The organism is Candidatus Sordicultor fermentans (assembly GCF_012728195.1).
Classification (GTDB): domain Bacteria; phylum Atribacterota; class Atribacteria; order Atribacterales; family Caldatribacteriaceae; genus Sordicultor; species Sordicultor fermentans.
In genome coordinates, this window is the sequence record NZ_JAAYFP010000147.1 from 1 (window position 1) to 11,850 (window position 11,850).

Genomic DNA, 11,850 nt, shown 5'->3' on the forward strand with positions numbered 1-11,850 from the left:
CTTTTGAACCATTCTTATTTTATCCACTACTTTTTCAAACACTCCCCGCCCTCTAATAGCGTCATTGGTGGAAGAGCTTGCTCCTTCCAATGATATCTTCAAAGTAGTTAACTTCTGGTATTCTTCCAAGCGAAAAAGAATATTTTTTTCTAAAAGAAGGCCGTTGGTAATAATCATAAGTTCTTCCACTCGAGAGTGAGAATCAAGATAGCGAAGGAGAGAGAAAAGCTCTTCCCCCACAAGAAGTGGTTCTCCTCCGGTTATATTTATAGTGGTATAGAGGTCTCTTTTTTCCAGCTCTTCCATCAGTCGGTGAGCAACCAAAAGAAAATACCCTTCCCCTCCTTCTGAATCCTGGAAGTTCTCCTGATAGCAATGGCGACAACGAAGGTTACAACGATTGGTAATGTGCCACTGAAAATTGAATATTTCCAAGCTACCCTTTTACCGCCCCTCCTGCCAGACCTTTAACCAAATCCTTCTCAATAAACATAAAAAGAATCACTACTGGAATGAGAGCCAGAATAGCGGCAGCCATCAAATATTGCCACTGTACTGTCCAGCGACCCACAAAATTATAGAGGCCTAAAGTTAGAGGTCTTTTATCCATAGAGGTAATAAAGGTAAGGGCAAACATAAATTCATTCCAGGCAGTAATAAAAGTATAAATAACAGTAGTAATTACTCCAGGCATAGCAACAGGCAAAAGAACTCTTGTTATCGATTGGATTCGAGAGCAACCATCAATAAGAGCAGCTTCCTCTATTTCTTTAGGAACACTACTAAAGTAACCACTCAAAAGCCAGATAGCAAAAGCTAAAGTGAAAACCCCGTTGGTGAAGATGAGAGACAATAAATTATCAAGCAAACCCAGGCGAGCAATAATTTTAAATAGCGATATAACCACAATGATGGGAGAAAACATCTGTACTATCAAAAAAAGATACATGATAAAACTTTTAGCCCGGAATCGTAATCGAGCTACAGCATAGGCAGCGGGAATACAGAGAATAGTATTAATTATAGTGGTACCTACTGCCACAATTAAACTGTTCTTAAAATAGCTTCCCAGGGGATATTTGAACCACACATCAGAGAAATTTGCTAAAGTGGGGTTTTTAGGAATCCAGTGAGGGGGAGTGGTATAAACTTCTTCCAGGGGCTTCAAAGCTGTAGATATCATCACAAAAAAAGGAAATAAAAGAACTAAAAGAATGAAGATAATCGCCGGATAAACTAAATAATAACTAAAGTTTTTCTTTTTCATCTTATAATACCTCCCCTCCTCTAAAATAATTTCGAGCATAGATAATGCTAACTGTTAACAGGATGGCAAAAGTTATCACCGCCATAGCAGCTGCCGGCCCAAACCGAAGATATTGAAAAGCATACTTATAAATATAAGTTATTAAAATGTCGGTGGAAGTGCCTGGACCACCGGTAGTTAAAATATAAATAACGTTAAAATCATTAAAAGTCCAGAGAATAGAAAGCAAAGTAGCTATGGTTAAAACCCCGCTTAAAAGAGGAAGAGTAACGGAACGAAATTTAGCTAAAGACCCTGCTCCATCAACCTCCGCCGCTTCATATAATTCCTGGGGAATAGCCTGTAATCCGGCCAGGAAAACCAGAGCCATAAAAGGTATTCCACACCAGATATCTACCCATAGACAGGCAAAAAAAGCAGAGCGGGGGTAAGCTAACCATATAGGAGGATTGCTCATTATGCCTAACTTCTGCAAAGTGTAATTCAAAAGTCCAAAATCACTATTGTAAGTCCACTGCCAGATCATAGCGCTGATAGGAACAGAACTAGCCCAGGGAATGATGGTCAAAGTACGAGCAATTTTCCTCCCTCGAAAATCCACGTTTAAAAGAAGAGCAATGATTAAACCTATAACTGTTTTTGCTGCTACTGCAAGAGCTGTCCATACACAAGAGCGAACTATAATCTGCCAGAACTCCGGTTTAGCAAACATATATCTATAATTATCTAATCCCGAAAAAGAAACTAATTCCGCTAACTTATTAACCTTAAAAAAAGACATAAAAAAAACATAAACAATGGGATAAAACATAAACAATATGAGGAAAACAAGAGCAGGCAACAATAAAAAGTAGGCAAGGGCCGATTCGGTCTTCCAAAATTTCCCTGGACGAGCCACTTTAATTACCTCCATAGTAGTAGAATTTCCAACGCCCAAAATGTTTATCTGGGGGGCGCAACCCCCCAGATAAACATTCATATACTGTGAGCGAAGTAGTAGGTCACACTCTCAAACAAGAGGTTGCACCCCCAGTTGAATATCTGCTACATTCCCCTTATACTATCAATTTCTTGAGCCGCATCATTCATAGCTTGTTCTGGAGTCTTTTGCTCCAAAAATGCAGCAACAATATTATCCCAGATAATATCATTGCATTCTGGCCACTCAGCAATAAGAGGCCATCCTTTAGAACCAGGGATTTGCTCAATCAAAACTTGATATACTGGAGTCTGGAAATGAGGATCATCAGCTAAAGATTTAGTGACCGGAGGAAACCCTATTAGTTTATCAAACTCCAGCCTCCAGGGGTCAGAATAGAAGAAATCAAGAAATTTAGAAGCTTCTTCTTTAACCTTGGAATCCTTAAACAAAACTATGGAGTCAGTTACAATAAGGCTACTTTGAGGTTTACCTTCAAAATGAGGTATAGGAGCTACATCCCATTCAAAAGTGGCTCCTCGCTGTTCGAGCATGGTAGCAGTAAACCCACCACTCATAAAAAATCCCAAATTTCCAGCAATGAAAAGGTCTTGCAATTCATCTCGCCGATAGGCAGTGACACCGGGCTGGGTCACTTTGTGGGTATTTACCAAGTCGTTCATAAAAGTCATAGCCCCTATCCCTGCTTCATCATTTACTGTACATTTACCGTAGGTTCCATCAGGAAGCATTTCAAAATAGTATCCATCGTTACCAAATAGATAATAAGCATGCTCGGTTAATTCCACATATTTTTGCCCACTCATTCCTACAGCATGAAATTTCTGGTCGGGATTGTGAATCTTTAAAGCCATCTCTAACATCTCTTCATAGGTCTCGGGAGCTTTATCCACGAGGTCAGAGCGATAATATAATAGCCGAGTTCCGGCTGCTACTGGCAATCCGTAAAGAACCCCACCAATTTTCCCTTCCATCAATGCCGGATCGATATTATTTATTAAATCCTCGCTCAACCAATCTTCTATGGATTCTACTACATCCATGTCCAGAAGCTCCAATAACCACCGAGTGCCAATAACTGCCAGATCAGGAGGCTGACCACCAGCAATAAAAGTAATCAACCGATCGTGACCTTCATCCCAGGGGGTAGAAATGATATTCAAATCTATCTCTGGATGGGCTTCTTCAAAAGCTTTTTCCAGATTGAGGGCATAATCGGGGGTAAGACCATCATACTCCATCCACAGAACGCTAACCTTTTTTTGGGCTAATGCTGATACTGATAAGCCCAAAACCAGCACTAAAATTACGCTTACTAAGAGAAGTCTCCGCTTCAACTTCCGTCCCTCCTTTTCAAGGTTTTTATATTTTCTCTCCCTTTTTCCGGGAGATGAGAAGTAGAAAATTCACCTCCTTTCTTCTAAAAGCTGTTATTATAATAACTTACTGCCATTTATAATGCAATCCAGATTAAAAGAAACATTAGCCAAAAGTGCTTCCACTGAATGGCGATAAGGAGGAATAACCTCGGCAATCAGGTAATCGTCATACCCGATTGCTTGCAATGATTTCATAACCTCAGGCCAGTTGACATCTCCCTCTAAAGGAATACAAAAACCATTGATATTTCCTACTGCTAAGCGAAAATCTTTAGCATGAACGTTAACAATCCTTTCCCCCAAAATGGAAATCCACTGCTCGGGGTATCCGGAGATTAGAACATTAGCAGTATCAAAATGAACTTTGACGTAAGGATTGCCTATCCTATCTATAAAACATTGGAATTCCAGAGGAGAAAGAAGAAATTTATTCCAGACATTTTCCACTCCCAGGTACACTTTAGCTTCTTCAGCCAGAGAAGCTAAATCTCTAAGAGATTCTTCTGCTTTTTCCAGGGCAACAGGATAGGGAATTACCGGAGATTCCGAATCCCAGGGAACATTTACGTAACCGGGAATGATCAGAATAGATTTAGCACCCAGCTTTGTGGCTATATCTATTAATCTCCTTACTACTTCTTTCCCTTTTTCTCTCGTCTCTTTTTCTGGAGAAGCCAGATTGTATTTCCACAAAAGTCCGGTAGCTAAGCTCCTTATCTCTACCCCTTTATCTTCAGCTAAAGCTCTAATTTCCTTCCATTTTTCTTCTCCCTGGTAGAGCGAAATTTCTCCCTCTTCCTCGGGGCAGAGTTCTATCCCCTGAAAACCATATTGAGCAGCAAGACCAATTACTTCTTCTACCGGCATTCCAGCAGGAAAAGCCCAGTGATTAATACCTTTTTTCAATTCTCTTCTCTCCTTAAAAAACTATTTGTACTTTCAGATGATCTTTATTGTTCAAAACATCATCCATAGCCTTACCAAAATCAGCAAGAGGATAAGTAGCAGAAATCAAGTCTTTCACTTTTACTTTGCCACTTTCTAAGAGATTTAGAGCATACTGCATGGTCTTTTTAACAGCAAAAGAACCTACAATATGTAAATCCCGCTGAAAAACCTCATAAGGGTCGATGGCTATCGCGGAATCTCGAGGAGCCACTCCAAAAATCAAAAAAGTACCATCTGATTCTACAAATTCTATCTCCTTTTCCATAACTTGAGGAATCCCTGTGGCATCTACCACCACCTCAAATCCCCGAGGGGCAATTTTCCTTAATCTTTTACCTTCTCTACCGTCAGCTAAAACTACTTCCTGAGCTCCCAACTTTTTGGCCAAATTCAGTTTCTTCTCACTTACGTCCACTGCCACCACCTGAGAAGCTCCACTTACATTAAACAGAGACAAAAGTAAAAGCCCGATAGGGCCTGCTCCAAAAATGAGCACTTTTTCTCCCGGCTGGATATTGCTTCTCCTCACCCCATACACCACGCAAGAGAGAGGTTCAACCAGCGCTCCTTCTGAAAAACTTAGATTAGCGGGGAGATGAAAAACACATTTCTCCGGAACAGCCACCAATTCAGCAAAAGCACCGTTTCTCGTTACTCCCACCGCTTGCAGATTCAGACAATGATTGTTTTTGTTTATTTTGCAAAAATAACAACGGTCACAAAAAATATTGGGGTCAGCGGTAACCCGGTCTCCTGGCTGAAACTGAGTAACTTCGCTCCCCACTTTAACCACTTCTCCAGAAAATTCATGCCCGGCCACTATGGGGAAATCAGAAAAATATTCGGCGCGAAAAATATGAACATCAGTCCCGCAGATTCCCGCTGCCTTTACCCGCACCAGAACCTCATCTGGCGCAAGACGAGGTTCTTCAATTTCCTGTATTGCCCACTGCTCTTTTTTCTCGAATACGCAAGCTAACATCCTCTTCACCTCCTGTTAAAATAGAAACTACAGGTAACACCACCAAAGGAACGAGCATAGCTAAAGACCCCCAAAGAGGCGCCAGGGGAGAATTGAATCCATAATACCAGGAAAAACCCAGAGAAACCACAAGACCCGCAATCATACTAGAAATAGCCCCCCACCGATTAGCTCCCTTCCAGTATAGACCATAAAGATAAGGAGCTAAAAAACTCCCCGCCACTGCTCCCCAGGAAATAGACATTAAGTTCACAATAAAAGTAACCCGGTAAAAAGCAATTAAAAGAGAGAAAAAAATAAATACCCCGCACAAAACCCTCATAATAGGTAAAGACTTATCCCGAAAACGAGCCGGTAACAAATCAATAGTGATAGCAGAAGAAGAAACCAGAACCAGCGAAGAAAGAGTAGACATAGAAGCAGAAAATACCAGAAGAAGAAAAATTAAGGAAAAAGCGGGGGGCATAACTTCAGCAATTAAATGAGGCATTAAAAGCTCCGGGTTGGGCTCTCCGTTAATCTGGGGAAGCTGGTCGAAAAATAGATGAGTCAGGGAACCAGATAAATAGGCACTAAAAGTGCAAATCAAAGCAAAAATAGTGGCCAGTATAGTGGCAGTGTAAACTATTTTTTCATTTTTCAAAGCATAAAATTTCTGCACCATCTGGGGTAAACCCCAGGGGCCTAAACTAGTCAAACCCACAAGACCAAAAAGAGGCCAGAAACCCGGAGGGCCTACTGCTCTTGTCAGTTGCGGATCTACTTCCCGCAGACGAGCTACAATCTGGCTCCATCCCCCCACCTCCGGACGACCCACGAGATAAACTATCAAAAATATTGCCCCTCCCAGCATTATACTACCCTGGAAAAAATCGGTAATGCTTACCGCAAGATATCCTCCCATCACCAGATATACCCCGGTTAACCCTGCTATCAACAAAAGAGCATAAAAATAAGGAATTCCCATCACTACATCAAAAAGATAGCTTAAACCCATATAAACCGAAGCAGAATAAGGAACTAAAAACACAAAAATTAAAAGAGCAGAAAAAGCCTTCAAAAAATTACTACCGTAGCGAACCTGCAAAAACTCAGGCATGGTCATAACCTGCATTTCTTCAGTTACTAATCGGGTGCGTCGAGCCAGAACCAGCCAGGCCAGAAGAGAACCTATCAAAGTGTTTCCCACCACAATCCATAAACTGGAAAGACCAAATCCCCAACCAATATTTCCCGCATATCCAATAAAAAGAACAGCACTGAAGTAGCTTGAGCCATAAGCAAAGGCAGAAACCCAGGGGCCTAAACTGCGGTTAGCCAGAAAGAAATCCCCCACCGTTTTAGTTTTCTTCATGCTGAAATAACCTATGAGTATCATACCTGCCACATAAATCAGTAAAACAATTATTTTGACTTGCATTTTTTGCCCCCCTGCGTTTATTATTATTCTATGAATGATGAAAATTTAAGTAAAGCTTTTGCTATTTTACAGGAAATAAAGGGACAATGGCAAGACAACACCATCAATAGTTTAGGTAATGACCCTTTTTTAGTCCTGGTTAGTGGTATCTTGAGTCATCGCACTAAAGACCAGGTGACTAAAGAAGCTACTCAGAGGCTATTAGAGGTAGCTCCCACTCCGGAAGGCATCTTAAAAATACCGGAAGAAGAATTATCCCGGATTATATATCCAGTGGGCTTTTATCGACGAAAAGCTAAAACTTTGCGAAAGACAGCCGAAATTCTCCTTACCCGCTATCAGGGAAAAGTTCCTGATGATTTAGAAGAATTATTAAAACTACCCGGAGTAGGACGCAAAACTGCCAACCTGGTATTAACCATGGGTTTCCAGAAACCAGCAATAAGCGTGGATACTCATATTCACCGAATTGTGAATCGCTGGGGGTATGTAGAAACTAAAACTCCGGAGGAGACCGAAAAAGCATTGCGAGAAAAGTTGCCTCTTCCCTACTGGGAAATCATCAATCCTCTTTTAGTCTTATTTGGGCAGAATATCTGTCTTCCCCGTCGTCCCCGTTGTTCTCATTGCCCTGTAGAAGAATTCTGTGAAAAAAGAGGGGTGGAAAATTGAATTATTTATGGTATATCGCAACTACAATATTAATAGCCTTTTTGCTTTTTGTAGTTCTATTCTTTAGAAAAAGTAAGTTTACCAAGAAAAAGTTACTTTTGTATTACCTCTTATCCATAGCTTTACCTCTTGTGATTCCTTATCGGTGGGTAGAAAAAATACTCTTTGATTACTTAGCCGGGCTACCTTCTGCTCTTTTCATATCCTTAGTTTTAATACTCATCGAATGGGCTTTGCTTTTTTTTCTGATAATGAAAGCCAATCAGGAAATGCTTGACGCTCCAGAAGAAAAGCTTTTTCTCTTCCTTCTCTTAGGGCTGGGCTTTGGCCTGGGGAAAGCGTTACGAGATACACTTCTCGTTTATTTCCATTCTCTCTCTGCATTCTATGGATATAGTCAGTTTGCCAATTTTCCCTCCTTTTTTTATATCTTGCAGAAAATTATGGAAGCTCAAATTGAAGTAATATCCGCAGGCCTTTTAGGTCTGGCTTTCCTCTCCCCTGCAGGATATACTTTTCACCACCTGGTTTCTTATTCTCTCCTCTCTTTCATACCCAAAGGGCTGATAACTCTGGCACAGGTTTTAATCCAGTTCGTTCCTTCCCTTTCCTTCTTAGCTTCAGTTTATCTCATCAGTCTTCTTCCTCTTACTTTAATCATCGGATTTGGTCTTTTGTGGTATCTTTATCGTCGTCGACTTTATCAAATCATCCAGGAAGACGAAACATCTCCTCACGAAGAAAATTTCAAGGAGGGAGCCTGAAATGAGGAAATTTTTTTCCGGGAATAAATCACTCTCTGTTATCGTAGGAGTGGTAATCTTTTTAATAAATTTTATGGTAATTTCTTCCCCGCAAGCGAAAGAGACCTTTAGCTATAAAATAATGGTGCAAGAAAAAGAAATAGGAAAAATGATTTATGAAGTGGAAGAAGAAAACAATTTTTTGCAAATCAAGTCTTTTATTAAGTTAGCCGAAAAAGAAATGGAGCGAGATGCTCAACTCACTATCTTGCGGGACACTTATGAACCTCTCCGCTCTCAAAAGTGGGTAAAGCTTCCCGGGGGAGAAATAGTGATAGAAACTACATACGAGGAGAGGAAAGCTCACATTAAAATCTCCTCTCCTGAAGGGACTAAAGAAGCTACCATCTCTCTTCCCTCCCCTGTTTTTGATAGTGAAGAAATACCTTATTTAATAGGAAAACTGTCTTGCGAGCAAGAAAAAGCTATATCAGTATTAGTTCCCATCTCGGGAATGGTATGGAGGGGAAAAATTCAAAAAATCGCCGAAAACGAAGAAGAGGAAATTTTCCGATTCACTTTAGGAGGAGAAATTACCTACCTTCGCTATCAAAAAGAAAAACCCCGCCTTGTGGAGCTCCAGGCTCCCCAGCGGGGCTACAACTTAGTGCTGGAAGATAAGCCTGCTCCAAGAGAGGAGAACAACTAACTCATCCGGAATTGTTTAATAACTTTCAATGGTCAGGGTTTCCCCATTGTAGTGTAAACGGTGATCGTCTTTCTATCACAAGTGGGAATAAACCGAACCCACCAAACCTCACTTCCCCGGATTTCCACACGATACTCTTCGTCCAAAGTCATAAGAATTCAACTTGCACAATAAGACCTTCCACCCATCAATGTATTCACCTATGCCGTCACCATAAATGTAAACCCAACCAGCAATCACTGACCCTTCACGAGCACATATTAGTCAATAAATGCATCAATATCTTGAAGTTGGGATTGTAGTATATGATAGAGTATTTCATTGTCAACTTTCCAGTAAAGATGGACTGACTAACAAATTTCTGAATTTAGCCATATTGGCTAAGTTCTGCACCAGGTTTTCCAGTGTATAATTACTCTTTCTTTCAGCAGGATAAAACCATCGGCATGCCTTCTTGGCACGCCCCATTGTTCACGAGATAAAATATGATTACAAACATCGATATGTCCTTCCATAACCACAATGAAGCAATACTTAACACTTCCCAGATATTAGCTCATCAATAATTTTCTCTCCCTCTTTCTGTAAATCCTTCAAAATATTTAGAGCTTTCTCAATCTCTCCTAAAAGGTAAACAATTCTTTCTCTATCTACTGGCACTTTTGAGTTCCTGCCGGTAATTTTTTATGACTTCTTGAAAATCCAGAATATCTCCATCGAAGAAGAAGAAAATCCGAACGGAATTCTTCGTCCTCATCTTTTATAAGAAGACCTTGCAAGGCTCTATATACCAGGCGGTCGGGAGCGTGATTCAGTATAACTATATCTACCGGTATTTTAAGGGTTTTTTCTATTTCTCTTGATAATTCAACGTCATAAAATAAGTTATTTGCCCGGAGATGAGTTTCATCAAGATATATTGCTAATGTATTTGGCAATATGAATTTGCAACATTCCGGAAGTTAATTTTTGCAGCACCTTCAATTCCAGAATTAACAGTTCATAGTAGAATGAGGCAAAGGATAACTTGGTTCGGAAAAGACCAGTAAATGACTGTGATGAACTAAACGGGCAATGATGGCGGATGTCTTATCTCATCATAAAATATTCCATTCCACTTGCTGAATTCCAGGTTTGTAGTAATTTTTATGTTGTACTTTTTAACTTCCGCTGTGCTGTATTTCTATTCTACCAAACACATGCTAAGTCGAAGAGCCAAAGAGATAAGCAAAAACAATCTCTTCCTGCTCATGCTAATGTTTTTACTTTTTGTAAGGTTACTTTCTTTAATACCGGATGCTGAACCATCTTAAACTCCCCTTCATATACAATTTACAAATCTATGACAGCATTCCACTTCCCGCTTAGATTTCTAAAAATATTGAGAAGTCAAGTATGGAGGAGGCATTTTCTTGACAATAGGGGGTGTGCCTCTATACTGGGAAAGACGTCTCTCCCAGTATTTTTTGTCTTTCCTATCTTTTGTATTTTTTGTTTTATTCTTTTTCCGGGTAATAACCTGGTTTCCCGAGCGTTTTATAACTATGAATCTCTAAAACCCTGAAAAGAAGCTACTTTGCGGCCATATTTTTCTTGCAAATCCCTTCAATCATAGTTATAATTATAACTATGAAAGGAGGGTTTATGCATGACCTACCGTGTTCATCAGGTGAACAAGAAAACCGGTGTTACCTATGTTTATGAAGCTACCTCTATTTGGGATAAAGAGAAGAAACAACCCCGTAACCAGCAGGTTTGTATAGGCAAGCTGGACCCGGTAACTGGTGAGTTCATCCCCTCTAAGCGACTAAACCCAATACAGGCAGCTATTAGGGATCCGGCTGTCACCGCCACTAGCGTGGTGGTAGGGCCAACTCTGCTATTGGATAAAATTACAATGGAGCTGGAACTGGACAAAATACTCAAAGCCTCTTTCCCCCAGGTATACCGTGAACTCCTGAGTATGGCTTACTATATCACCACTAGAGGTGGACCCCTCTCCCACTGCAGAGCCTGGAGCAAAAGTCATGCCCATCCTTTAGGACAAGAGCTGACCAGTCAGCGTATCAGTGAAATCTTACGCACCTTAGGAACTGACGGCCAGAAGACCTTCTTTAAAAATTGGGGACAGAAAGTGTTAGAAAATGATTACCTATGTTATGACATTACCTCTGTTTCTTCCTATGGGGAGCTGAATGAGTATCTCAAATATGGCTACAACCGGGACCGAGAAAACCTGAAGCAGATCAACTTAGCCCTGCTTTTTGGTCAGAAAAGCCAGCTACCTATTTACTACCACCGGCTACCTGGTAACATCAGTGATGTCAGTACTCTATCTCACCTTTTAAAGACTTTCAGCTATTTGGAACTGGCTAAACTGCACCTGGTGTTGGATAAAGGTTTCTACTGCCAGAAAAATGTAGACCAGCTGTTGGCAGCTCACTATAAATTCATCCTGGCAGTGCCCATCCAACGTAAATGGGTGCAGAACCTGATTGACCAAGTAAGGACAACTATCCAAGACCCGGATAACTATCGCAAGCTGGAAGGGGAAGTTCTCTATGTCCATACCCACCTATACTCCTGGGGTCAAAAACGGCGGCGTTGCTATGTTCACCTTTACTATAATGCCCATGTCTTAGCTGAAGACACTGATAGCTTTATGGAAGATCTACTGACCTACAAAACAGAGTTGGAGACCGGGCAATTAGTGAGTAACCATGCTGATGCTTACCAGACCTTCTTCACCATTAAGGAGACCCCAGTACGGGGTCGTAAAGTGCTTTTTAA

At 40.7% G+C, this 11,850-nt stretch carries 13 protein-coding genes and 2 pseudogenes; 4 read left to right on the plus strand and 11 right to left on the minus strand.

All coding sequences use genetic code 11. The features are described from left to right. The 7 genes from GXZ17_RS07645 to GXZ17_RS07675 form a co-directional block, all read right to left on the minus strand. On the minus strand, window positions 1-435 hold a 435-nt coding region (locus GXZ17_RS07645; RefSeq protein WP_409376700.1), incomplete at its 3' end, for a radical SAM protein. Between the two features lies 1 nt (window position 436). Next, window positions 437-1,267, minus strand: a complete 831-nt coding sequence (locus GXZ17_RS07650; protein WP_409376701.1) for a carbohydrate ABC transporter permease — start codon at window positions 1,265-1,267, stop codon at window positions 437-439. Between the two features lies 1 nt (window position 1,268). After that, window positions 1,269-2,180 carry a carbohydrate ABC transporter permease gene (locus GXZ17_RS07655; RefSeq protein WP_409376702.1) on the minus strand — a complete coding sequence of 304 codons (912 nt, stop codon included), beginning with the start codon at window positions 2,178-2,180 and terminating at the stop codon, window positions 1,269-1,271. Window positions 2,181-2,311: 131 nt separating this feature from the next. Then, entirely contained in the window at window positions 2,312-3,544 is a 1,233-nt protein-coding gene (locus GXZ17_RS07660; RefSeq protein ID WP_409376703.1) for an ABC transporter substrate-binding protein, read from the minus strand. A 96-nt stretch (window positions 3,545-3,640) separates the two neighbouring features. Further along, a complete protein-coding gene (locus tag GXZ17_RS07665; protein ID WP_409376704.1) occupies window positions 3,641-4,492 on the minus strand; it encodes a sugar phosphate isomerase/epimerase family protein in 852 nt (283 codons plus the stop codon). A 13-nt stretch (window positions 4,493-4,505) separates the two neighbouring features. Next, a complete protein-coding gene (locus GXZ17_RS07670; protein WP_409376705.1) occupies window positions 4,506-5,516 on the minus strand; it encodes a zinc-dependent alcohol dehydrogenase family protein in 1,011 nt (336 codons plus the stop codon). Further along, the gene (locus GXZ17_RS07675) at window positions 5,464-6,936 is read right to left on the minus strand and encodes a sodium:solute symporter family transporter (RefSeq protein ID WP_409376706.1); all 1,473 of its coding nucleotides are present in this window, start codon (window positions 6,934-6,936) and stop codon (window positions 5,464-5,466) included. Before GXZ17_RS07675 ends, GXZ17_RS07670 begins: the two co-directional genes overlap by 53 nt. A 30-nt stretch (window positions 6,937-6,966) precedes the next feature. On the opposite strand from GXZ17_RS07675, the gene nth reads away from it, so the two are divergent. From nth to GXZ17_RS07690, 3 genes are read left to right on the plus strand one after another with little or no spacing between them, the layout of a single operon-like run. Further along, window positions 6,967-7,608, plus strand: a complete 642-nt coding sequence (nth, locus tag GXZ17_RS07680; protein WP_409376707.1) for an endonuclease III domain-containing protein — start codon at window positions 6,967-6,969, stop codon at window positions 7,606-7,608. Beyond that, complete coding sequence (locus GXZ17_RS07685; protein ID WP_409376708.1) at window positions 7,605-8,372, plus strand: hypothetical protein; 768 nt, start codon at window positions 7,605-7,607, stop codon at window positions 8,370-8,372. Before nth ends, GXZ17_RS07685 begins: the two co-directional genes overlap by 4 nt. A 1-nt stretch (window position 8,373) precedes the next feature. Then, on the plus strand, window positions 8,374-9,060 hold the full coding sequence (locus GXZ17_RS07690) for a hypothetical protein (RefSeq protein WP_409376709.1): 687 nt from the start codon (window positions 8,374-8,376) through the stop codon (window positions 9,058-9,060). A gap of 260 nt (window positions 9,061-9,320) precedes the next feature. Here the strand turns inward: GXZ17_RS07690 and GXZ17_RS07695 are convergent. The 4 genes and pseudogenes from GXZ17_RS07695 to GXZ17_RS07710 form a co-directional block, all read right to left on the minus strand. Then, window positions 9,321-9,395: pseudogene (locus GXZ17_RS07695) on the minus strand (hypothetical protein); the annotation flags it as partial. Between the two features lie 199 nt (window positions 9,396-9,594). Further along, on the minus strand, window positions 9,595-9,720 hold the full coding sequence (locus tag GXZ17_RS07700; RefSeq protein WP_409376710.1) for a hypothetical protein: 126 nt from the start codon (window positions 9,718-9,720) through the stop codon (window positions 9,595-9,597). After that, window positions 9,711-9,998, minus strand: coding sequence for a nucleotidyltransferase domain-containing protein (locus GXZ17_RS07705; protein ID WP_409376711.1), 288 nt, complete (start codon window positions 9,996-9,998; stop codon window positions 9,711-9,713). The genes GXZ17_RS07700 and GXZ17_RS07705 overlap by 10 nt, the downstream gene beginning before the upstream one ends. 54 nt (window positions 9,999-10,052) lie before the next feature. Continuing rightward, window positions 10,053-10,213 (minus strand): annotated as a pseudogene (locus tag GXZ17_RS07710) (ATP-binding protein); the annotation flags it as partial. A gap of 495 nt (window positions 10,214-10,708) precedes the next feature. Here GXZ17_RS07710 and GXZ17_RS07715 point away from each other — a divergent pair. Next, on the plus strand, window positions 10,709-11,850 hold a 1,142-nt coding region (locus tag GXZ17_RS07715; RefSeq protein WP_409376712.1), incomplete at its 3' end, for an IS1634 family transposase.

Excerpts from the sequence above, each read along its gene's own strand:
- GXZ17_RS07670 (WP_409376705.1), bottom strand. The coding sequence starts at position 5,516 with ATGTTAGCTTGCGTATTCGAGAAAAAAGAGCAGTGGGCAATACAGGAA.
- GXZ17_RS07690 (WP_409376709.1), top strand. The coding sequence starts at position 8,374 with ATGAGGAAATTTTTTTCCGGGAATAAATCACTCTCTGTTATCGTAGGA.
- GXZ17_RS07655 (WP_409376702.1), bottom strand. The coding sequence starts at position 2,180 with ATGGAGGTAATTAAAGTGGCTCGTCCAGGGAAATTTTGGAAGACCGAA.
- GXZ17_RS07675 (WP_409376706.1), bottom strand. The coding sequence starts at position 6,936 with ATGCAAGTCAAAATAATTGTTTTACTGATTTATGTGGCAGGTATGATA.
- GXZ17_RS07650 (WP_409376701.1), bottom strand. The coding sequence starts at position 1,267 with ATGAAAAAGAAAAACTTTAGTTATTATTTAGTTTATCCGGCGATTATC.
- nth (WP_409376707.1), top strand. The coding sequence starts at position 6,967 with ATGAATGATGAAAATTTAAGTAAAGCTTTTGCTATTTTACAGGAAATA.